The organism is Bradyrhizobium sp. RP6 (assembly GCF_003837805.1).
In the GTDB taxonomy this organism is placed as follows: domain Bacteria; phylum Pseudomonadota; class Alphaproteobacteria; order Rhizobiales; family Xanthobacteraceae; genus Bradyrhizobium.
The window spans coordinates 105338-126885 of sequence record NZ_RQIT01000003.1; the positions used below are offsets into that span (position 1 = coordinate 105338).

General features: G+C 65.5%; 17 protein-coding genes. 10 read left to right on the forward strand and 7 right to left on the reverse strand.

Annotated elements, in window-relative coordinates; genetic code table 11:
- Positions 1-3 precede the first annotated feature (3 nt).
- Positions 4-1197 (reverse strand): efflux RND transporter periplasmic adaptor subunit, encoded by a 1194-nt coding sequence (locus EHH60_RS09360; protein ID WP_124159184.1) that lies wholly within the window; start codon positions 1195-1197, stop codon positions 4-6.
- A gap of 228 nt (positions 1198-1425) precedes the next feature.
- Positions 1426-2445 carry an SAM-dependent methyltransferase gene (locus EHH60_RS09365; RefSeq protein WP_124159185.1) on the reverse strand — a complete coding sequence of 340 codons (1020 nt, stop codon included), beginning with the start codon at positions 2443-2445 and terminating at the stop codon, positions 1426-1428.
- Between the two features lie 167 nt (positions 2446-2612).
- Between EHH60_RS09365 and EHH60_RS09370 the strand changes: the two genes are divergently transcribed.
- The 3 genes from EHH60_RS09370 to EHH60_RS09380 all read left to right on the forward strand — a co-directional run bounded on the left by EHH60_RS09370 (position 2613) and on the right by EHH60_RS09380 (position 5249).
- Positions 2613-3626 carry a flagellar motor protein MotA gene (locus EHH60_RS09370; protein WP_199751374.1) on the forward strand — a complete coding sequence of 338 codons (1014 nt, stop codon included), beginning with the start codon at positions 2613-2615 and terminating at the stop codon, positions 3624-3626.
- A 148-nt stretch (positions 3627-3774) separates the two neighbouring features.
- A complete protein-coding gene (locus EHH60_RS09375; protein ID WP_124159187.1) occupies positions 3775-4803 on the forward strand; it encodes a peptidoglycan -binding protein in 1029 nt (342 codons plus the stop codon).
- On the forward strand, positions 4803-5249 hold the full coding sequence (locus EHH60_RS09380) for a GNAT family N-acetyltransferase (RefSeq protein ID WP_124159188.1): 447 nt from the start codon (positions 4803-4805) through the stop codon (positions 5247-5249). Before EHH60_RS09375 ends, EHH60_RS09380 begins: the two co-directional genes overlap by 1 nt.
- A 38-nt stretch (positions 5250-5287) precedes the next feature.
- Here EHH60_RS09380 and EHH60_RS09385 read toward each other — a convergent pair whose 3' ends face one another.
- Positions 5288-7138, reverse strand: a complete 1851-nt coding sequence (locus EHH60_RS09385) for an ABC transporter ATP-binding protein/permease (RefSeq protein WP_124159189.1) — start codon at positions 7136-7138, stop codon at positions 5288-5290.
- A gap of 196 nt (positions 7139-7334) precedes the next feature.
- Between EHH60_RS09385 and rpmE the strand changes: the two genes are divergently transcribed.
- A complete protein-coding gene (gene rpmE / locus EHH60_RS09390) occupies positions 7335-7562 on the forward strand; it encodes a 50S ribosomal protein L31 (RefSeq protein WP_028182497.1) in 228 nt (75 codons plus the stop codon).
- Between the two features lie 178 nt (positions 7563-7740).
- Here rpmE and rcdA read toward each other — a convergent pair whose 3' ends face one another.
- Positions 7741-8250 (reverse strand): protease adaptor protein RcdA, encoded by a 510-nt coding sequence (gene rcdA, locus EHH60_RS09395; protein WP_124159190.1) that lies wholly within the window; start codon positions 8248-8250, stop codon positions 7741-7743.
- A 471-nt stretch (positions 8251-8721) separates the two neighbouring features.
- Positions 8722-8913 carry a DUF1192 domain-containing protein gene (locus tag EHH60_RS09405; RefSeq protein WP_124159191.1) on the reverse strand — a complete coding sequence of 64 codons (192 nt, stop codon included), beginning with the start codon at positions 8911-8913 and terminating at the stop codon, positions 8722-8724.
- Between the two features lie 285 nt (positions 8914-9198).
- Here EHH60_RS09405 and metG point away from each other — a divergent pair, with 285 nt between their 5' ends.
- From metG to EHH60_RS09420, 3 genes are all read left to right on the forward strand, one after another.
- A complete protein-coding gene (gene metG / locus EHH60_RS09410; protein WP_124159192.1) occupies positions 9199-10878 on the forward strand; it encodes a methionine--tRNA ligase in 1680 nt (559 codons plus the stop codon).
- Positions 10879-10945: 67 nt separating this feature from the next.
- Positions 10946-11944 (forward strand): NAD(P)H-quinone oxidoreductase, encoded by a 999-nt coding sequence (locus tag EHH60_RS09415; RefSeq protein ID WP_124159193.1) that lies wholly within the window; start codon positions 10946-10948, stop codon positions 11942-11944.
- A gap of 152 nt (positions 11945-12096) precedes the next feature.
- The gene (locus EHH60_RS09420; RefSeq protein WP_199751375.1) at positions 12097-14973 is read left to right on the forward strand and encodes an EAL domain-containing protein; all 2877 of its coding nucleotides are present in this window, start codon (positions 12097-12099) and stop codon (positions 14971-14973) included.
- Between the two features lie 43 nt (positions 14974-15016).
- Here EHH60_RS09420 and EHH60_RS09425 read toward each other — a convergent pair whose 3' ends face one another.
- On the reverse strand, positions 15017-15280 hold the full coding sequence (locus tag EHH60_RS09425) for a DUF7662 domain-containing protein (protein WP_199751376.1): 264 nt from the start codon (positions 15278-15280) through the stop codon (positions 15017-15019).
- A gap of 144 nt (positions 15281-15424) precedes the next feature.
- Here EHH60_RS09425 and EHH60_RS09430 point away from each other — a divergent pair, with 144 nt between their 5' ends.
- Positions 15425-16921, forward strand: a complete 1497-nt coding sequence (locus EHH60_RS09430; RefSeq protein WP_124159195.1) for a sensor domain-containing diguanylate cyclase — start codon at positions 15425-15427, stop codon at positions 16919-16921.
- Between the two features lie 190 nt (positions 16922-17111).
- On the opposite strand, the gene EHH60_RS09435 is transcribed toward EHH60_RS09430, so the two are convergent.
- Positions 17112-17990, reverse strand: coding sequence for a UTP--glucose-1-phosphate uridylyltransferase (locus EHH60_RS09435; protein ID WP_124159196.1), 879 nt, complete (start codon positions 17988-17990; stop codon positions 17112-17114).
- Positions 17991-18197: 207 nt separating this feature from the next.
- Between EHH60_RS09435 and EHH60_RS09440 the strand changes: the two genes are divergently transcribed.
- The gene (locus EHH60_RS09440) at positions 18198-19580 is read left to right on the forward strand and encodes a lytic murein transglycosylase (protein WP_245454452.1); all 1383 of its coding nucleotides are present in this window, start codon (positions 18198-18200) and stop codon (positions 19578-19580) included.
- Between the two features lie 166 nt (positions 19581-19746).
- Positions 19747-21474 (forward strand): SGNH/GDSL hydrolase family protein, encoded by a 1728-nt coding sequence (locus EHH60_RS09445; RefSeq protein ID WP_124159197.1) that lies wholly within the window; start codon positions 19747-19749, stop codon positions 21472-21474.
- Positions 21475-21548 lie beyond the last annotated feature (74 nt).

Below are 21548 nucleotides of genomic sequence, written 5' to 3' on the forward strand. Positions count from 1 at the left end.
GCGTTACCGCGTGAGCTGCTGGGCGTGCCGGTTGTCCGCGATCGCGTCCGCCTCCGACCAGGGTTGCGGCTTGACCTTGTCGCCGGCCGCGAACTTCTGGAAGCCTTCGACCACGACCTTGTCGCCGGCCTTCAGGCCTTCCGTGACGAACCAGAGTCCGTCCTGCACCGAGCCCGTACGCACCGGCTGGACCGCGATGTGGTTGTCGTCCTTGACGACGAACACCTCGCTGCCGCCGCCGCCATTGCGCTGAACCGCTTGCTGCGGCACCGCAATCGCGTCGGAATCGAGACCCTGGTCGATGCGGACCCGGACATACATGCCCGGCAGCAGTTCGCGCTTCGGGTTGGGGAACTCGCCGCGCAACGTCACCTGCCCGGTGTGGGCGTCGACCTTGGCATCGGAGAACAGCAGCTTGCCGTCGAGCGAATAGATGGTGTTGTCGTCGAGCACCAGGCGCACCTTGGCGGCATCGGCGGCGATGCGCTCGAGGTCGCCTGTCTCGAAGGCACGGCGGAGCTGATTGAGCTCGGTCACCGACTGGGTGAAGTCGGCATAGATCGGATCGAGTTGCTGGATGGTGGCGAGATTGGTCTCGTTCTGCACGGCGAGCGCGCCCTCGCTGACCAGCGCCGCGCCGACCACGCCGTCGATCGGCGCGCGCACGGTGGCATAGTCGAGATTGAGCTTTGCCCGGGCTAGCTCGGCCTTGCGGCCCTCGACCTCTGCATGGGCCTGACGTTCGGCCGCGATCGCCTTCTCGTTCTCAGCCTCCGGGGCGGCGCGATCCTTGGTGAGGGTGGCGATACGATGCGCCTGCTGCTTGGCCTGCATCAATGCCGCTTCGGCCTTGGCGAGCGCGGCCTCGTTGGCCAACACCTCGACCTCGAACGGACGCGGATCGATGCGGTAGAGCGGATCGCCCGCCTTCACCTCGCTGCCCTGGCGGAACAGACGCTCGACCACGATGCCGGAGACGCGGGGCCGCACGTCGGAGACACGCGTCGGTGCGATGCGGCCTGGCAGCTCGCGCACGACGGCGCGCGGCTGCGGCTTGACGACGACGATGCTGACGTCAGGCGCGGCCGGCTGGACGGCGGACACCGCCGAGCTGGACTCGTCGCAAGCACCAAGCAGCGGCGCAAGGGCCGCGAGCATCAATGCAACGCATGCCGATCGCGCGCGAAGTCCTGACATGAACTGTAGTGCCCCGATGTTGTTGATACTATTACGCGCAGCGGGCCCGTTCTGGACTCCAATTCGCGCGGTCGATACCGTCAAAATAGAGTGGACGTGCTGCGACGCAACGCGTGTTGCGGCGGCTCATTGTCACACGACCTAACTCGCTGAATTGAGGCGCCTTTTATCGACTCACCTGATTGTGAGTCCAGTTCCACCGCCGCGTGCTGCGACCGAACACCGCAATCACTCGGCGGCTTTCATCCGAAAATGGCTGATTCCCCATTCGGTTCCAGCGGCGTAGCCGAACAGGCCGGACGTTGCGAGGAGGAACCAGCGCCAGCGACGCATGCAAAGCGCAGTCTCCTCGCCGTAGACCCTCCGCAAGGACGCCTCGATGGGACCGCGATGCGCATCGAAATTGGCGAGCCAGTCGTTGGCGGTGCGCTGGTAATGCGTACCGCTCCAGCACCATTCCTTCTCGATCGCAAGGATATCGTCGAACTGCCTGACGAGGTGATGGCTCGGCATCAGCCGGCCGGTGAAGACGTGCTGCGCCATCCAGTCGTTGCGATCGAACCGGTCGAACAGCTGTGAAGCCGAGCGATGGGTGACGACATGCATGAAGAACCGCCCCTCCGACGCGAGCCATGACCGCACGCGCGTCATCAGCTTGCGCCAGTTCGTCATCTGCCCGAACATCTCGACCGAGACGATGCGGTCGAACTGGCCTTCGGGCGCGAACACGTTCATGTCCGCAGTGACCGCGCGCAGGTTCAAAAGTCCGCGGAGCCGCGCCTCGTCCTCGACATGGGCGCGCTGCGCCTGGGAGTTCGACACCGCCGTCACCTTTGCATGCGGAAACTGCCGCGCCATCCACAGCGACAGCGAGCCCCAGCCGCAACCGAACTCGAGAATGGTCTGGCCATCGGCAAGTCCGGCATGCTCGACGGTCTGGCGCAACGCCTCCTCTTCCGCCTCCTGCAAGGTGCTCGCGCCGGTCTTGTAGAAGCAGGAGGAGAATTTGCGGTTGGGGCCGAGCATTTCGGCAAAGAAGGAAGCAGGCGCCTCGTCGTGCCCGGCCCCCGCGTTCTCCGCGATCGGCCGCAGCATCATCCGGCCGGCGAAGGCGGCATCGTCGGCGGCGCCCGGCGCGGACAGGCGCGTCGCCGTGCGGGAGCACAAGCGCTGGATCGCGGCACGGATGACCACGTCCGGCAGCGGCACCCGTTCGGCGGTCCCGATGATCGCGGAAACGACGCTCATGCACCTCCGAATGGCGATCTTCTGCAGATACCTGCTCATCAAAGCGCCGCTTCCGGTCCCGGTTCCCCGAGCTGTCCCCGAAATCGGCGCATCCGGCGCTTTTTTTGGGCCGGCGCTGTGCCATAGTGCGCACTGCAAGCAAGCTTACGTAACGGATGATACCGGCCATGCCGTCTGGCACTTCCCGCTCCACCTTGGATATCGAGTACACGAAACTGTCCTCGCCCAGCGTCTTCCTGGTGCGGATGCTGGTCTTCCTGGTGCTGTGCACGCTGGTGGGCGTGGTGCTCTACAAGCAGATCATCCAGGCCTTCTTCGCCAATCCCGGGCTCAATGCCCTGATCGGGGCAGTGCTGTTCATCGGCATCGTGCTGGCCTTCCGCCAGGTCATCCGGCTCTATCCCGAAGTCTCCTGGGTCAACAATTTCCGCATCGCCGATCCCGGCCTGGCACCGGCCCGCCACCCGAAGCTGCTGGCGCCGATGGCGGCGATCCTCGGCGGCGAGCGCTCCGGGCGGATGACCATCACCCAGACCACGATGCGGCATCTGCTCGATTCGATCGCGACGCGGCTGGACGAGGCCCGCGACATCTCGCGCTACATGACCGGCCTGCTGGTCTTCCTCGGCCTGCTCGGCACTTTCTGGGGCCTGATCGAGACGGTCGGCTCGGTCGGCAAGGTGATCGACGGGCTCAAGGTCGGCGGCGATGCCGGCTCGCTGTTCGACACCCTGAAAGAGGGCCTCGCCGCCCCGCTCGGCGGCATGGGAATCTCGTTCTCCAGCTCGCTGTTCGGCCTCGCCGGCTCGCTGATCCTCGGCTTCCTCGACCTGCAATCGAGCCAGGCACAAAACCGCTTCTACACCGACCTCGAAGACTGGCTCGCCACCACCGTGCGCGAATATGGCAACGGCGAGGCGCCCGTTGCGGCAGGCGGCGGCGTCGCCAGCGGCGAGCTCCAGGCCGCGGTCGAACGGCTGCGCTCCGTGTTCGAGGAAGGCAGCGCCAGCCGCGGCACCACGGCGGCGATGGCGAGCCTTGCCGAAGCCATCCAGGCGCTGGTCTCGCACATGCGCACCGAGCAGCAGATGATCCGCGAATGGGCCGACGGCCAGGGCGAGCAGAACCGCGAGATCCGGCGGCTGCTGGAGCGCATCGCGCGTCAGCCGGAGAAGAGCTGAGACGGTATCGTGCCCCGAACGCGACGCAGCATGAAATGATGCGTCGCCGAGCCGGGGGCCCAGCGTCAGGGACAATATGGGTCCCGGCTCTGCGCAGCAGCATTGCAGGCTGCAGCGCGTCCGGGACACGAAGGTGGAGACGGACAACATGGCTCTAGCGCGCGGCCGCCGCAGCGAAGGCGCTTTCAACTACTGGCCCGGCTTCGTCGACGCGCTGTCGACGCTGGTGCTGTCGATCGTGTTCCTGCTGTCGGTGTTTCTGGTCGTGCAGTTCTTCCTCTCGCAGGAGGTGACCGGCAAGGACAAGGCGCTGGAGCAGCTCAATGCCAAGATCGCCCAGCTCAACGAGCTCCTGTCGCTGGAAAAGCTCGGCAAGCTCAGCCTCGACGACCAGGTCTCGCAATTGAAGGCGGGCCTCGCCTCGGCCGAGTCCGAGCGCGACCGCATCAAGGGGCTCTATGACGGCCTTGCTGCCGCCGGCAATGACGCGCAAGGCAAGACCACCGAACTCGGCAAGGCGCTGGACTCGGAGAAGGCCGTCTCGGCGCGAGCCCTGGCGCAGATCGAGGTGCTGAACCAGCAGATCAGCGCGCTCAGGCGGCAATTGGCAGCGCTGGAAGAGGCCCTCGAAGCCAGCGAGAAGCGCGACAAGGAATCGCAGAACCGGATCGCCGATCTGGGCTCCCGCTTGAATGTCGCCCTGGCGCAGCGCGTGCAGGAACTGTCGCGCTACCGCTCCGAATTCTTCGGCCGCCTGCGTGCCATCCTCGGCAACCGCCCCGACATCCGCATCGTCGGCGACCGCTTCGTGTTCCAGTCCGAAGTGTTCTTCGATACCGGCCAGGCGACGCTGCTGCCCGAGGGCCGCGCCGAGCTCGACACGCTGGCGACTGCGCTGATCGAGCTCGACAAGAAGATCCCGAGCGAGATCCCCTGGGTGCTGCGCGTCGACGGCCATACCGACGTGCGGCCGGTGAGCGGCGCGAACTTCAAATCGAACTGGGACCTGTCCGCCGCGCGCTCGATCTCGGTGGTGCAATATCTGATCTCGCTCGGCGTGCCTGCCCAGCGCCTCGTCGCGGCCGGCTTCGGCGAATTCCAACCGCTCGATCCCGGGAACACCGAGGAGGCCTACAAGCGCAACCGCCGCATCGAGCTGAAGCTGACGGAGCGGTAGTGAGCGCGCTCCACCTCCGCCCCTACCGACCCGAGGACGAAGCCGCTGCGATCGAGCTCTGGCATCGCACCTGGCAGCAGGCTTATCCGCAGATCGACTTCGCCGCACGGCTCGAATGGTGGCGCGAGCGCTGGCGCAAGGATCTGGTGCCGAAGGCCTCGATCGTGGTGACGGAGCAGGACGGCACGCTGACCGGTTTGGTCACGATCGACGGCGAAGGTTATCTCGACCAGCTCGTCGTCGATCCCGCGCATTGGGGCTCCGACGCGGCAAGGCTGCTGGTGGACGAGGCCAAGCGGCTGTCACCCTTGGGCGTCACGCTGCTCGTCAACAAGGACAATGCCCGCGCCATCCGCTTCTACGAGCGCAACGGCTTTGCCCATGCCGGCGACGACGTGAACCCGACCTCGGGGCGGCCGGTGCTGAAGATGGTGTGGCGGGCGTAAATCCTTCTCCACGCGCAAATGACTGCGCCCAAAGGCCCTCACGCGCCCTCGAACTGCAACCGCGCCAGCCTCGCATAAAGTCCGTTCGTCGCCACCAGTTCGGCATGCGTGCCCTGCTCGACGATCCGGCCCTGGTCCATCACCAGGATGCGGTCGCAGGAGAGCACGGTTGCGAGGCGATGGGCGATCACCAGCGTGGTGCGGTGGCGCATCAGCTCTTCCAGCGCGGTCTGCACCAACGTCTCGCTTTCGGCATCGAGTGCGGAGGTGGCCTCGTCCAGCAGCAGCAGCGGCGCGTCGCGCAGGATGGCGCGGGCGATCGCGATGCGCTGGCGCTGGCCGCCGGAAAGCGTCACGCCGCGCTCGCCGAGCGCCGTCTCGAAACCCTCGGGCAGGCGGCGGATGAACTCGGCGGCATGCGCCAGCTCGGCGGCGCGCTCGACCTCGGCATCGGTCGCATCGGGTCGGCCGAAGCGGATGTTCTCGCGGGCAGTCGCGGCGAACACCACCGAGTCCTGCGGCACCAGCGCGATGCGGGCCCGGAAATCTCTGGGGTCGGCGGATTTGACCGGCACGCCGTCGAGCGAGATCGTCCCGCTGCGCGGGTCGTAGAAGCGCAGCAACAGATGAAAGATCGTGCTCTTGCCGGCGCCGGAGGGACCGACGATCGCGACTTTCTCGCCGGGGCGCACCGTGAACGACACGGCGTCGAGCACCTTGACGTCGGACCGCGCCGGATAGGCGAAGCTGACCTGATCGAAGCCGACCTCGCCGCGCGCCGGCACCGGCAGCGCCCGCGGCGCCGCGGGCGCCGTGATCTCGGGCCTCACATGCAGGATCTCGAACAGGCGCTCGGCAGCGCCCGAGGCCGCCGAGACCTCGCCCCAGACCTCGCTGAGCTGGCCGAGGCCCGCCGCGGCGAACACGGCGTAAAGCACGAACTGACCGAGCCGGCCCGGCGTAATCGCGCCGGAGAGCACATCATGCGAGCCAATCCAGAGGATGGCGACCACGCTTGCGAACACGATGAAGATGATGATCGCCGTGAGCACGGCGCGGGCCTGGGTCGAGGTTCGCGCGGCTTCATAGGCCTCTTCGACCTCGCCGCCGAAACGCTTCTCGGCAAATTGCTCGCTGGTATAGGCCTGCACGGTACGGATCGCGCCGACCAGCTCGCCGGCATAGGCCGAGGCTTCGGCGAGCGTGTCCTGCGCATTGCGCGACAGCCGCCGCACCCAGCGCCCGAAGGCCACCAGCGGCAGCACGATCAAGGGAATGGCCAGCAGCACGAAGCCGGACAGCTTCGGGCTCGTGATCACCATCATCGCCGCGGCGCCCAGGAACATCATCAGGTTGCGCAGCGCGATCGAGACCGAGGCGCCGACGGCCGATTTGAGCTGGGTGGTGTCGGCGGTGAGCCGCGAGATCAATTCGCCGCTGCGAGCGGAATCGAAGAAGGCGGGGGACAGCGAGAGCAGATGGGCGAAGACGTCGCGCCTGAGGTCGGCGACGATGCGTTCGCCGATCGTCATCACGAGGTAGTAGCGCGCCGCGCTCGCGAGCGCGAGCACGCCCACCACCGCGAGCATCACCGAGAAGTAGCTGTTGATCAGCTCGATCCCCTCGGGCGTCAGGCCGAAATCGATCATCCTGCGCACCGCGATCGGCACCAGCAGCGTCGTCAGCGCGGCGACCGTGAGCGCGACGAAGGCCAGTGCCGCCCGGCCGCGATAGCGGCTCACATAGGGCGCGAGCGCAAGCAGCGGCCGCAGCTTGGCGCGCCCCTTGGCGGGCTCTTCGATCAGCTCGGCCTCGATCGACGGGATGTCCGCGGCGTTCATTGCGGGCCGATTGACATGCTGGTCATCAAGCCGTTCCACTGCGCTCATGATATCCGACCCATTCTATTGCCTTGCTCCCAATAGGCCGGTGTAGGGGTAGTGGCAAATCCGGGAAGTCCCTTAGGGGTAAGTCCGGTCACCAGCCCGGCATGGCTTGTTTTGCCTGATATCGTGCGGTATAGAGCCGCCCAAATCCGTCATTCGCTAGCCACCCAAGAAGGCGCCGGAGCGCCGAGGAATTGCCATGAAAGCCGAAATTCATCCGGATTATCACACCATTAAGGTCGTCATGACCGACGGAACCGAGTACCTGACCCGCTCGACCTGGGGCAAGGAAGGCGACACGCTGAACCTCGATATCGACCCGAAGTCGCACCCGGCCTGGACCGGCGGCTCCACGCAGATCATGGACCGCGGCGGCCGCGTCTCGCGCTTCCAGAAGAAGTTTTCGGGCTTTCTCAAAAAGGATTGAAGCCGGCCGCAAGGCTGGAGACGAAAACGCCCCCGCAGAGACGGGGGCGTTTTTGTTTTCTACTACACCGTCATTCCGGGGCGGCTCGGAGAGCCGAACCCGGAATCTCGGGATTCTCAGGTGCGCAAGTGCGCACCAGGGTTCGCGCGTCGCGCGCCCCGGGATGACAGCGTGAGACTTACCGCTCGAACGCCGCCTTCAGCGCATTGAGGTGCGGCACCAGCGGATTGCCGATCGCCACCTGCTCGGCCGGCGGCGTGTGGATCGTGCTGTCGAGGCGGCGCACGCGGGTCTGCAGACTCATCGAGCGATGGATCAGCTCCTGGAGTTGCGCGGGCAGCTTCTCGATGGTGTCGGCGGGACCGGGATCGGCGGCGGTGAGCTTGACCTTGGTCTTCTCGCGGTTGGCCTGGCTCAGCGTCATCTCGCCCTCCTTCACCGCCCGATGCAACAGCAGCCAGGACGCAAGCTGCATCAGGCGCGTGGTGAGACGCATGCTCTCGGTCGCATAGGAGAGGCTGACGGCGCGATCGAGTGCCTTGGCCTCGACGCGGCCGGCGCCGTCGAGATAGGCGGCGGTCTCTTCGACGAGGTCCATGCCTTCACGGAACAGAGCGCCGAACGCCGCAGAATTGGTAAACCGCTCACTGAGCTGAACGAGAGCGCCTTCGGCCTGCAAACGTTCCATGGTTAACGCCCCTTACGCAACTGTCTGACTGTCCGGCTTGGCGCCGGCTTATGATGAACAAATCATTGCGCGCTGGGAGCGCCGAGTCCAGTGACAAGCGCGGATATGGTTTCCGCGCGTCATTCCCCCGAATGCAACTGGGCGGATATTCCTGTTTCGGCGCGTCTTCTCGACGCGAACCGGTATCCGCTCCGCTGGAAAGCGCTTTGCGCAAAAAAAGAGCCGCCGGAGACCGGCGGCTTTGAAAGTTGATAACAGGGAGGCGTCAAACAGAGTGGACAGGAGCCACTCGGTGTCCAAACGAGGACGGTTCCAGTCATAAACCCGAAAGCTTAATCGACCGTAAACGAGCTAATTTTTTGAGAGTTCGTTAGCCATGTCGGCCAGCGGCCGAGCCGTGGTCACGTGCCGCGGACGCAGTGCGGCACGACGTGCTGCACTGCTGAGCCGGGGCCCGAGAGTCGTGAATGACTACGTCTTGAAAAGGCTGTTCGCCGCATCGCGCGAGGCGCGCTTCCTGGTGGCGGCTTCCTCCAGTCTCGCGATCTCGGTCTTGAGCAGCGCGACGCGCTCGGTCAGTTCCTCGACCGATAGCAACGAGAGATCCTGGCCGATCTCGTGCGTGATCTTCTTGCGCGGGCGGTCGTCGTCTTCCATCGCCATGGTGTGTCCTCCCGAGCTGCCTGAAGGACGCCGATCTGGCGTTCTCCATCCCGAAATGCTATCGCCTTTGTACAAGGAGAAATGTGCAGTGACTTTCGCGAGCGCGCAATATCTGACGCGAATGCCCCGGCCCGACCGCAAGGAGGCTGACCGGACGGGATAAGAGCGCGCATACGCGCGTGAGGCATGAGCCGACCCCAAGCCCTTCCGATCATGCGGGAGGGCTTTTGATTTTCCGGTTTGACTTGTTCCGGGTCGGCATCCCCAAGCGCGAAAGACGCAGCCATGACCAAAATCCTCATCACCAGCGCCCTTCCCTATGTGAACGGCGTCAAGCATCTCGGCAATCTCGTCGGGTCGCTCCTGCCAGCCGATGTCCATGCCCGCTTCAGGCGACAGATCGGCGACGACGTGCTCTTCGTCTGCGCCACGGACGAGCACGGCACGCCGGCCGAGCTCGGTGCCGTTCGCGCCGGACAGGACCTCCAGACCTTCTGCAGCACGCAGCACGCAATCCAGGCCGACATCTACCGCCGCTTCGGCCTGTCATTCGACCATTTCGGCCGGACCAGCTCGCCGCAGAATCGCACCCTGACGCAGCACTTCTATCGCAGGCTCGAAGATGGCGGACTGATCGAGGAACGCGCGTTGCAACAGGTCTGGTCCCCCGTGGACGGCCGTTTCCTACCAGACCGCTACGTGCTCGGCACTTGCCCGCATTGTGGCGACCCATCCGCGCGCGGCGACCAATGCGACCGTTGCGGCAACCTGCTCGATCCGCCCGAACTGATCGATCCGCGATCTGCGCTGTCGGGCGACCGCGCGCTGGAGATCCGCGAAAGCCGCCATCTGTTCCTACGACAGTCGCGGCTTCTCGCAGCGTTGAGCGCGTGGATCGATAGCCGATCCGGCTGGCCTGCCTTCGTGGTGTCAACCGCGAAGAGCTGGCTCACGGCGGATTTGCGCGATCGCTGCATTACGCGCGATCTGACCTGGGGCATTCCGGTTCCGCGCCGGGGATTCGAAAACAAGGTCTTCTATGTCTGGTTCGACGCGCCGATCGGTTACATCGCAGCCACACAGGAATGGGCCGCCGCCGCGCCAGGCCGAGACTGGCGAAAATGGTGGTGGCAGGCCGATGATGTCCGTTACATCCAGTTCCTCGGCAAGGACAACATCCCATTCCATGCTGTCAGCTTCCCGGCAACGCTGATCGGCTCGAACGAACCGTGGAAAACCGTCGATATCATCAAGGGATTCCACTGGCTGAATTACGAAGGCGGCAAGTTCTCGACCAGCCGCAATCGGGGCATCTTCACAGATCAAGCCCTGGAAGAACTGCCGGCGGATCTCTGGCGCTGGTGGCTGATCGCCAACGCGCCTGAAAGCGCCGACACCGATTTCAGTATCCCGAAGTTTGTCGCCGACGTGAACAAGGATCTCGCGGACATCTTCGGCAACCTCGTCAATCGCATCGTCAGCTTCGCCCATCGGGCCTTCGACGGCCGAATTCCGGAAGGCGGTGCGCCCGGCGCGGCCGAACACCTGCTCGCATGCGAACTGGAGCAACGTATCGCGACACTGCGACGCCATCACGAGGCGCTCGAGTTTCGCGCGGCGGCGGCGGCAACTCGCGCGATCTGGGATGTCGCGAACGCTTACCTGCAGCACGCCGCGCCATGGACAGCCAGCAAGTCCGATCCGCTTCGCGCTGCTCTCGTGACACGAACAGGCCTTAATCTGATCAGCGTCTGCGCCGTGCTGGCTTGGAGTATCATACCCAGCCTGTCTGAAAATGTGCTGCGCGCCTTCGGTCGCATTGACGCTGTTCCAAGCTGGCCCGTTGGCCCACTCGCGGGCCTGCTCGACGGCGGTGCCGGCACGGCCGTCGCTCCGATCCGCCCACTGGTCGATAAAATCCCTCCCGAGAAAGCACGGAATCTTGCAGCGCGGTTCGGGCCTTAATGTCGTTTTACTTTGGCGGAAAAGGCGATATGCCATCCGCCGATCCCATGCACTCAAGGACACAATCATGGACAAGCTGCCCGCGCAAATGACCGTGATCGCCATCTCCAAGCCCGGCGGACCGGAGGTGCTGGTGCCGGAACAGCGCGCGCTGCCGCAGCCCGGCCCGGACGAGATCCTGGTCAAGGTCGAGGCCGCGGGCGTGAACCGGCCCGATGTCGCGCAGCGTTCCGGCGCCTATCCGCCGCCGCCCGGCGCCAGCGACCTGCCGGGCCTCGAGATCGCCGGTGAGGTGGTGGCGGTCGGCAGCAATGCCAGGCGGCACAAGATCGGCGACAAGGTGATGTCGCTGGTCGCTGGCGGGGGCTATGCGCAGTACTGCATCGCCCAGGATGCCCAGGCGATGAGCGTGCCGCCGGCCTTGTCGATCAAGGAAGCCGGCGCGCTGCCGGAAACCCTGATGACGGTCTGGCACAACGTGTTCGAGCGCGGCGGCCTCAAGGCCGGCGAGACGCTGCTGATCCATGGCGGCTCCTCCGGCATCGGCACCATGGCGATCCAACTTGCGAAAGCATTCGGTGCCAAGGTGTTCGTCACGGTGGGATCGCAGGACAAGATCGACGCCTGCCTCAAGCTGGGCGCCGACCGTGCCATCAATTACAAGACCGAAGACTTCGTCGCCGTGGTCAAGGCCGAGACCAACAACCTTGGCGTCAACCTGATCCTGGACATGGTCGCCGGCGACTATGTCGATCGCAACTATGATGCCGCGGCGGTCGACGGCCGCATCGTCCAGATCGCGACCCTCAACGGCCCTAAGGTCAGCGTCAACATCGCCAAGGTGATGGTCAAGCGCCTGACCCATACCGGCTCGACGCTGCGCCCCCGTACTAATGCGGACAAGGCGGCGATGGTGGCCGCGATCGAGGCAAAAGTGATGCCGCTTCTGCGCGAAGGCCGCATCAAGCCGGTGATGGACAGCACTTTCCCGCTGGAAAAGGCGGCGGACGCCCATCGGCGCATGGAAACCAGCGCACATATTGGCAAAATTGTGTTGGAGGCCTAGGCCGCCGGCCCACAGGCCAGGCCGGAAACCCTTTGATTTTCCTCGCTTTCGTGGCATCTATCGCGACGCGCCGAACCACTTCGGTTCGGTCTGAATCGCCTTCTAGATTCGCCTTGCACTGACGAGTTTGCGTCGAACGCGGAGAACTGACCTTGCGTCTGATCAGGTGCCTCGCGCCCATCGCGCTGGGCCTCATGATTCTTGTCGCCGCGTATCCCGCGCGCGCGCTGGACGCCGTCAGCGTCCGCAGCGACGCGCCCGCGATCGACCTCACCGGCGTGCTCGAGCATCAGCGCAGCGATGCCGATCGCATCCAGGTCTCCACCGCGCCCGGCACCGACGGCATCGTCCGCCGCATCGAGGTGCGCGCCCGCGAAGGCGGGCAGAACTGGGTGGTGTTCGCGCTCGCCAACAACACCGACGACCAGCTCGATCGCCTGATCGTCGCCCCGCATTATCGCATCGTCTCCTCGGGGCTGCTCTGGCCCGACCTCGGCCTGTCGCGCATCGCGACCATCACGCCCTCGATCGGCGACCGGCCGGAACGTCAGGAAAGCGCCACCGCGGACGTGTTCCGCATCACGCTCGACCCCGGCGCCGTCGTCACCTTCGTCGCGGAGCTGCGCACCGACAAGCTGCCGCAGCTCTATCTGTGGGAGCCGGAATCCTACAAGGACAAGGTCAATTCCTTCACGCTCTACCAGGGCATCGTGATCGGCATTTCCGGCCTGCTCGCGCTGGTGCTGACCATCCTGTTCGTGGTGAAGGGCAGCATCATGTTCCCGGCCGCGGCGGCGCTGGCCTGGGCGGTGCTGGTCTATATCGGCGTCGATTTCGGCTTCTGGGGCAAGGTGCTCGACATGTCGAACAACGCCGAGCGCATCTGGCGCGCGGCGGGCGAGGCCATTCTTGCCGCCACGCTGCTGGTGTTCTTGTTCGCGTACCTCAATCTCAGCCGCTGGCACGTGCGCTATTCCCACATCACGATCGGCTGGCTCGCCTTCCTCGGCTCCCTGGTGGCACTGGCGCTGTTCGATCCGGCCGTGGCCTCCGGCATCGCACGCATTTCGCTGGTGCTGATCGCCTGCGCCGGCTTTGCGCTGATCGTCTATCTCTCCACCCACGGCTTCGACCGCGCGGTGCTGTTGATCCCGACCTGGTTCCTGCTGGTGGTCTGGGTGGTCGCGGCCGGCATGACCGTCGCCGGCTCCGTCACCAACGACATCGTCGGCCCGGCCCTGCTCGGCGGCCTCGTGCTGATCGTGATGCTGATCGGATTCACGGTGATGCAGCACGCCTTCGCCGGCGGCGGCGCCACCACCGGCATCGTCTCCGACATCGAGCGGCGGGCGCTGGCGCTCGCCGGCTCCGGCGATCTGATCTGGGATTGGGACGTGTCCGCCGACAAGGTGTTCACCAGTCCCGAGACCGAGGCCCTGCTCGGGCTCAAGCGCGGCACGCTGGAAGGACCCGCGGCGTCCTGGTTAGAGGTGCTGCATCCGCTCGACCAGGACCGTTTCCGCGCCGCACTCGACAGCGTGCTCGACCAGCGCCGCGGCCGCCTGGTGCAGGATTTCCGTCTCCGTACGCCGGACGGCCACTTCATGTGGTTCGCGCTGAAGGCCCGTCCGGTGGTCGGCTCCGACGGCGAGGTCTCGCGGGTCGTCGGCACGCTCACCGACGTCACGGAGCTGCGTAACGCCGAGGAACGCCTGCTGCACGATTCCGTGCATGACAATCTCACCGGCCTGCCCAACCGCAAGCTGTTCATGGACCGGCTGGGTGCTGTCGCCAACTTCGCCAAGACCATGCCGACGCTGCGGCCGACGCTGATGGTGATCGATCTCGACCGCTTCAAGCAGGTCAACGATTCCGTCGGCATCGCGGTCGGCGATTCCATTCTGCTGACGCTGGCCCGCCGCCTCACCCGCATCCTGAAGCCGCAGGACACGCTGGCGCGACTGGCCGGCGACCAGTTCGGCCTGATCCTGCTCTCCGAACAGGACCCGGCCCGCATCACCGCCTTCGCCGAGACCATCCGCAAGACCATCCGCGCGCCGATCGCCTTCAACGACCGCGAGATCTTCCTGACGGCTTCGATCGGCCTCGCCTTGTCCGATCCTCAGACGCAGCTCACGGACGAGATCATCAAGGACGCCGAGCTGGCGATGTATCATTCCAAGCGCATCGGCGGCGACCGCATCGACGTCTACAAGCCCGCCATGCGTGCGCGGAAGACGGACCGGCTGACGCTGGAGAGCGAATTGCGTCGCGCCATCGAGCGGCAGGAGATCACCATCCTTTATCAGCCGATCGTGCGGCTGGAGGATCGCTCGATCGCCGGCTTCGAGGCCCTGGCGCGCTGGGATCATCCGAAGCTCGGACGCATGGCGCCTTCGGAATTCATCACCATAGCCGAAGAAACCGGACTGATCGTCGACCTCGGCATGTTCGTGCTCGACCAGACCGCAAAGCAGCTCTCGGTGTGGCAGCGCGCGATGCGCTCACGTGACCCGATCTTCGCCTCCGTCAACGTCTCCTCGCGGCAGCTGCTGCGCCACGACCTCATCCACGACATCCGCACCGTGCTGTCGCGATCCTCGGTGGCGCGCGGCACGCTGAAGCTGGAACTGACGGAATCGCTGGTGATGGAAAATCCCGAGCACGCGGCGCAGATGCTGACGCGGATCCGCGAGCTCGGCACCGGGCTGTCGCTCGACGATTTCGGCACCGGCCATTCTTCGCTGGCCTATCTCCAGCGTTTCCCGTTCGACACCATCAAGATCGACCAGTCCTTCGTGCGCACCACCAGCCGCGGCACCCGCCCGGTGATCCTGAAGTCGATCATCGCGCTCGCGCACGACCTCGGCATGGACGTGGTGGCGGAAGGCGCCGAGACCGATTCCGATGCGGTCGAGCTCTACCAGATGGGCTGCGAATACGCTCAAGGTTTTGCCTTCGGCGAGCCGATGGACGCCGACGCGGCGATGCGCCTGCTGACGGAAGTGCGGCTGGAAGCGGCGAGCTGACTGCTCTCTTACCCTCCCCTGGAGGGGGAGGGTGGGTCTCGCGCTAGCGCCGTCGATCACCCTTCTGCTTCCTGAACCGCACGCTCGCACCGTCCGGCATCCGTGTCGCCACGAATCCCGCGGCGAGGCAGGCTTCGCGTTGCGGCATCTGGATGTCGGGGCTGCGCAGGCTGTCCCACCAGGAGGCACGCTGGGCCGCGCGCGGCAGCGCGGCGCCGATGATCTCCTCGATCTGCTCGAAGCTCAGCACGAACTCCTCCTGCTTCTGCCGCAGCAGATAGTCGCGCAACGCGTCGTAGTCGTTCACAAGCGTCCTCTCGTCCGAAGTCCCGTCCGATCTGCCTAAAACCGTTCGATCCATAAACCGATTCTTAACTCATTGCGGTAGTGCCGTCCTGCCTTAAACACTACTCAAGCTTTCGGGCGCATCCACTGGTGGCGGGAGCGAACGATGCCCTTTGGGTGGCGCGGAATTACGGCCCGGCGGCCGTGGCGAATTTCGGCGAAACTGCTGATCATCTCGTCCGTGGTGACGGTGATCGGCTTCTCGGCCGTCTGCGTCAATGTGATGCTGGACATGCGCCGCGGCGAGGAGGCGCTCGCCCGCCAGACGCTGGAGAACCTCGCAACCACCATCGAGTCCGACATCGGCCGCAACATCGAGATCTACGACCTGTCGCTGAAGGCGGTCGCCAGCAACATGCTGCTGCCCGAGCTCGCAACAGTCTCCAAGACGATCCGCCACCTGATCCTGTTCGACCACGCGACGACGGCCCGGCATTTCGGCGCCATCCAGGTATTCGATGCCGAGGGCCAGCTGACCATCGACGCTTCCACGCTCGATCCCCTCGCCGAGAATCGCAGCGAGGAGGACTATTTCACCGTCCACCGCGACAATCCCGAAGCCGGGCTCTTCATCAGCCGCCCGATGCTGTTCCGCGGCGCCTATTCGATCGTGCTGAGCCGGCGCATCAGCGATACCGACGGCGGCTTCCTCGGCGTCGTCGCAGGCTCGATTCGCTTCAGCTATTTCCACGAATTGTTCGAACGGCTGAATCTCGACACTGAAGACACCATCACCGTGCTCAGGCGCGACCGCACCATCATCATGCGGCGGCCGTTCGATCTCGACGTCATCGGCACGAACCTGAGCGACCGGCGGAGCTGGAACGCCGACAATCTCCGGGCCGGCACCTCCTATTCCGGACAGGGCCCGGTCGATCCGACGCCACGGCTCTATGTCCGCAGCGGCGACAGCGGACCGCTGTTCGTGGTGGCGGGCAAGCCCCTGACCGCAGTGTTCGCACTCTGGCAGAGGGAGGCGTTCCGCATCGGCGCCGTGGTGCTGGCACTCGCGCTGTTCGTGCTGGGATCGACCCTCGTGCTCGCGCGCGAGATCGGCCGGCGCGCCGAGGCCGAGCGCAAGCTCGAGGAGATGGCGACGACGGACGCGCTCACGGGCCTGAGGAACCGCCGCAAGTTCGATTCCGTCATCGACGTCGAATGGCGGCGCGCCATGCGCCAGAAGGCGCCGATCGCGCTGCTCATGATCGATGCCGATCATTTCAAGGCCTACAACGACACGTTCGGCCATCAGGCGGGCGACCAGGTGCTGGTCGGCATCGCCATCTGCATTTCCGATTCCGTGAGCCGCGCCGGCGACTGCGCCGCGCGCTACGGCGGCGAGGAATTCGCCGTTTTGCTGCCGAACACCTCGGCCGACGACGCCTTCAAGGTCGCCGAGAAGATCCGCCTCAAGGTGCAGGGCTGGTCCGACGATCAGGCGGCCTCGACGGTCTCCTGCGGCATCGCCAGCCTCGTGCCAGCGGCCGGCATGGACTGGCCGGTCCTGGTCGCCGCCGCCGACAAGGCGCTCTATGCCGCGAAAGCCGGCGGGCGCAACCAGTCGGTGGTTGCCAGCTTGCCTCAGCTGTCGCTGGTGGCGTGAGGCGTTCTCTCCCCGTCATTGGGTGTAACGCGATCCACCAAATACTCAGTGTCGTCCCTGCGAACGCAGGGACCCATAACCACAGGGAGTGGTTTGGCGATGACACGTCGTTCGGTACTCCGACCGAACGCGATCGAGGGATCACGCGGTATGGGTCCCTGCGTTCGCAGGGACGACACCGGGGGTGTGACTATGATTGCGCCAGATACTTCTTCATCTCGGCGATCAACCCCTCGCGCAATTCCGGGCGCTTCATGCCGTAGGCGATGTTGGCGCGCAGGAAGCCGGGCTTGGAGCCGCAATCATGGCGCTCGCCCTCGAACTCGACGCCGTAGAATTTCTGCGACCTGGCAAGCCCGATCATGGCATCGGTGAGCTGTATCTCGCCGCCGGCGCCGCGCTCCTGGGTCTCCAGGATCTTGAAGATCTCCGGCTGAAGGATGTAGCGGCCGGTGATCGAGAGATTGGAGGGCGCCGTGCCCTTGGCCGGCTTCTCGACCATGCCGTCGACCTCGAACATCTTGCCGTTGCGCTTGCCGACGCCGCAGATGCCGTATTGATGGGTCAGATGATCGGGCACCGCCTCGACCGCGATCAGATTGGATTTCTCGCCAAGTGAGGATGCCATCTCGATCATCTGCTTCAGGCAGCCCGGCGTGTTGAGCACGAGTTCGTCGGGCAGGACCACGGCGAACGGCTCGTCGCCGACGATGTCGCGTGCGCACCAGACCGCGTGGCCGAGGCCGAGCGGCGCCTGCTGGCGGGTGAAGCTGACGGCACCGGCTTCCGGCTGGTTCTGCGCCAGGATGTCCTGCTCGGCCTTCTTGCCACGCGCGGCCAGCGTCGTGTCGAGCTCGAACATGCGGTCGAAATGATCCTCGATGACACTCTTGTTGCGGCCGGTAACGAAGATGAAGTGCTCGATACCGGCTTCCTTCGCCTCGTCATAGACGTACTGGATCAGCGGCTTGTCGACGATGGTCAACATTTCCTTCGGCATCGCCTTGGTGGCAGGCAGGACGCGGGTGCCGAGGCCGGCGACGGGGAATACAGCTTTACGAATTCTCATGTGATCGATCGAATACCTGGGGACACATGTGACGGGAGCAATGGCATCTTGCTAGCCTGTTTGCAGCTGGCAACAAAGGCGGATGTGGGGCCTCGCCCCGACAGAGTTAAGAAAAAGACCGTCACCAAAATTTCACCTTTGTTAAGCTATTGGCAACGCTAACCGGGCCTCCTGTGTCGGATTTTTCAGGCCGACGGGTGGAACATGATGCAAACGATGGCAGGGCTGGCAAAACGGGCGGGATTTCTGACCGGCGCAGCGATGGTTGCCGCCGCTTCGCTGCTGCCGGCCTGCGCGCACGCCCAGGCGCAGAACGGCCTGTCCAATCTGTTCGGCGGGATCTTTTCCGGCTCCAATCCGGCACCTTCGCAAGCGCCGCCCGGGCCCGGCGGCGCTCAACCTTGGAGCGGCGAGGACGGCGCCTCCGGTCATCCGCTGATGACGGCCGCCGCTATCCGCGAGGCCGCGGGCAATTTCAGCAATTGCGTCGCCGCGATGTGGCCCGATGCCGCACGGCGCAACATTACCCAGGAGAATTTCCAGCGTTTCACGGCCGGGCTCTCACCCGACCTGCGCATCATGGACCTGATGGACTCGCAGCCGGAGTTCACCAAGTCTATCTGGGACTATCTCGACATTCTCGTGAACGACAACCGCCTCGCCAGGGGCCGCGAGATCCTGGCCAAGTACAAGGCGCAGTTCGACGCCACCGAAAGGGCCACCGGCGTCGACCGCTACATCATCGCCTCGATCTGGGGCATCGAGTCCAATTATTCGACGCAGATGGGCGACCGCAGCGTGCTGCAATCGACCGCGACGCTCGCCTGCATCGGCCGCCGCCAGGCCTACTTCAAGGACGAATTCCTCTCCGCGCTGGAGATCCTCAATCGCGGCGATTTGCGTCCGGAGCAGCTGCGCGGCTCCTGGGCCGGCGCCTTCGGCCCGACGCAGTTCATGCCGACCGCGTTCAAGCGCTTTGCGGTCGACGGCGACGGTGACGGACGGCGCGACGTCGTCGACAATCCCACCGACCTGATCGCCTCCACCGCCAACAACCTGAAGAAGGACGGCTGGCAGTCCGGCCAGACCTGGGGCTACGAGGTCGTGGTGCCCCAGGACTTCAACTACATGCTGGCCGACCGCGCCAAGGCGATGACGATCGCGCAATGGGAGAAGCTTGGGCTGAAGCGGGCGACGGGGCAGCCCTTCCCGCACCCGGCGGAGAAAGCCTATCTGCTGGCACCGGCCGGCGCGCAAGGACCGGGCTTCCTGATGCTGCAGAATTACCGCGTCATCATGAAGTACAATCCGGCCGAGGCCTATGCGCTGGCCATCGGCCATTTCGCCGACCGCCTGCGCGGGGGCCAGCCCTTCGTGCAGCCCTGGCCGCGCCAGGAGCGGGAGCTGGCGCGCACCGAGCGGCTGGAACTGCAGCAGCTGCTGGCCCAGCGCGGCTTCTACAAGGGCACCCCGGACGGCCAGTTCGGCGGTCAGACCCGGGAAGCCCTGCGCAACTTCCAGACCTCGATCGGGGTGCCCGCCGACGGGTTTGCCTCATCGGACGTACTGGACCGGCTGCGCGGGCGGTAAAATCGCGCCGAAAGTAACCCTGAGGCGGGATTTCGATAGGCAGCCTTGACGGCGGCGGCCGTTCCCCGGCCTATGGAGAAGAATCTGCAAAGAGAATCTGCCCGTTTGCGGCCTGATTCCGTTATTATATTGAGTGCTTCCAATCCCCTCGCGCGCCCGAGATCGCATGTCGAAGAAGTCCCTGTTCAAGGTGCTGACCGAGACCGGCCCGCTGATCGCGCTGGGGACGGCGCTTGCGATCCTGGTCTCGGTCGCAGGACCTGCCTCGGCGCAGTTCTTCAATTTTCCCGGTTTCGGCGGCCCGCCGCAGCGCGCGGCCCCGCCCCCGCCACGGGGCGGAGGTGGCGGCGGATGGTTCGGCGGCGACTTCTTCGCACCGTACCCGCAGCAACAGCCGCAGGCGCCGCGCCAGGATTTCTCGCGCGCACCGGGGCCGGCCAAGCGCGACACCACCCCTGAGAAGAACGTGCTGGTGATCGGCGACGCCATGGCCGACTGGCTCGCCTATGGCCTCGAAGACGCCTACAGCGAGCAGCCCGACATGGGCGTGATCCGCAAGCACAAGACCACATCCGGTCTCATCAAATATCAGCCGAAGGGTGAGCCTGCGGACTGGGCGGCGGCGGCCAAGGGCATTCTCGAGACCGAAAAGCCCGACGTGATCGTGGTCATGCTCGGCCTCAACGACCGCATCGCGATCCGCGAGCCGGCCGCCGAAAAGCCGGACAAGGCCTCTGACAAGGACAAGAAGAACGACAAGGGTGCGCGCGCCAAGCCGCAGGCAAAGCCGGGTGACGCCAAGCCCGGTGACGCCAAGTCCGGCGACGCCAAGCCCAATGGTACCGATACCGCCGCCAAGCCCGACGACAAGCCTGCCGATGTCGACCTGCCGCAGGACGATGCCGACAATGCCGACACGCCTGCGGCCGCGCCGGAGAAGACCGCGCGCAACCCGAACGGCCTCTACGAATTCCGCGACGACCGGTGGGTCGAGCTCTACGGCAAGAAGATCGAGGAGCTCGCGGGCGTCCTCAAGTCCAAGGGCGTGCCTGTGCTCTGGGTCGGCCTGCCCGCAGTGCGCGGACCGAAGGGCACCGCGGACACCCTGTTCCTGGATTCGCTGTACCGTGAGGGCGCAGCCAAGGCCGGCATCACCTATGTCGATGTGTGGGACGGCTTCGTCGACGAAGCCGGCCGCTTCCTCCAGAAGGGCCCGGACTTCGAAGGCCAGATCCGTCAGCTCCGCAGCTCCGATGGCGTCTATTTCACCAAGGCCGGCGCCCGCAAGCTCGCACACTATGTCGAGCGCGAGATCACGCGCCTGCTTGCGGGACGCTCCGGCCCGATCGCGCTGCCCAGCGAGCCCGCTACCCCCGATACCAGCGCCGAGCCGGGCAAGCCGGCGCCGCGTCCGCTGGCGGGGCCGATCGTGCCGCTGGTTGCGGCTTCGATCTCGACCGATCAATTGCTGGGTGGGCCGGGCACGCGTCCCGCTGCCGTCGATGCGCTCGCGGCCAAGACCATGGTGAAGGGCGAACCGCTGGCAGCTCCGGCCGGCCGCGCCGACGATTATGCCTGGCCACACCGGGAAGTCGGCCGTGAGCAGGCCAAGGGCGACACGCCAATCGCTGCAACGACGCCCGACGGCGGCGCGGCTCAGCGTTCGCCGGGAGCGGCCGCGGTGATCGCGCCGCCGAAGCTCGCGCCGAAGAAGCCGCAGGTCCCGCCGCAGCAGCCGGCCCAGGCAACGCCCGCAGTCCGGGATTTCTTCGGCTTCGGCTCTCCGCAGCCGCGGCAATGGACGCCGGCCCCAGGGCCGCGCAATCCGAATTCCAATCCGGGGATTTCGCGCCCGCCTGCCAATGTCGGGCGATCGGCGGAGATGTTCCGGTAATCTGTCTTGTTGATTTGAGATGTCATTCCGGGGCGCAGGCAGCGCGGCGCGGCCCATCAGCCCCGTTATCGCTA

What these genes read in the sequence shown, in the direction of transcription:
- rpmE (WP_028182497.1), top strand. Translation starts at nt 7,335, where the DNA reads ATGAAAGCCGAAATTCATCCGGATTATCACACCATTAAGGTCGTCATG.
- EHH60_RS09365 (WP_124159185.1), bottom strand. Translation starts at nt 2,445, where the DNA reads ATGAGCGTCGTTTCCGCGATCATCGGGACCGCCGAACGGGTGCCGCTG.
- EHH60_RS09435 (WP_124159196.1), bottom strand. Translation starts at nt 17,990, where the DNA reads ATGAGAATTCGTAAAGCTGTATTCCCCGTCGCCGGCCTCGGCACCCGC.
- metG (WP_124159192.1), top strand. Translation starts at nt 9,199, where the DNA reads ATGACCAAAATCCTCATCACCAGCGCCCTTCCCTATGTGAACGGCGTC.
- EHH60_RS09430 (WP_124159195.1), top strand. Translation starts at nt 15,425, where the DNA reads ATGCCCTTTGGGTGGCGCGGAATTACGGCCCGGCGGCCGTGGCGAATT.
- EHH60_RS09375 (WP_124159187.1), top strand. Translation starts at nt 3,775, where the DNA reads ATGGCTCTAGCGCGCGGCCGCCGCAGCGAAGGCGCTTTCAACTACTGG.
- EHH60_RS09385 (WP_124159189.1), bottom strand. Translation starts at nt 7,138, where the DNA reads ATGAGCGCAGTGGAACGGCTTGATGACCAGCATGTCAATCGGCCCGCA.
- rcdA (WP_124159190.1), bottom strand. Translation starts at nt 8,250, where the DNA reads ATGGAACGTTTGCAGGCCGAAGGCGCTCTCGTTCAGCTCAGTGAGCGG.
- EHH60_RS09360 (WP_124159184.1), bottom strand. Translation starts at nt 1,197, where the DNA reads ATGTCAGGACTTCGCGCGCGATCGGCATGCGTTGCATTGATGCTCGCG.
- EHH60_RS09445 (WP_124159197.1), top strand. Translation starts at nt 19,747, where the DNA reads ATGTCGAAGAAGTCCCTGTTCAAGGTGCTGACCGAGACCGGCCCGCTG.
- EHH60_RS09415 (WP_124159193.1), top strand. Translation starts at nt 10,946, where the DNA reads ATGGACAAGCTGCCCGCGCAAATGACCGTGATCGCCATCTCCAAGCCC.
- EHH60_RS09405 (WP_124159191.1), bottom strand. Translation starts at nt 8,913, where the DNA reads ATGGCGATGGAAGACGACGACCGCCCGCGCAAGAAGATCACGCACGAG.
- EHH60_RS09370 (WP_199751374.1), top strand. Translation starts at nt 2,613, where the DNA reads ATGCCGTCTGGCACTTCCCGCTCCACCTTGGATATCGAGTACACGAAA.
- EHH60_RS09440 (WP_245454452.1), top strand. Translation starts at nt 18,198, where the DNA reads ATGCAAACGATGGCAGGGCTGGCAAAACGGGCGGGATTTCTGACCGGC.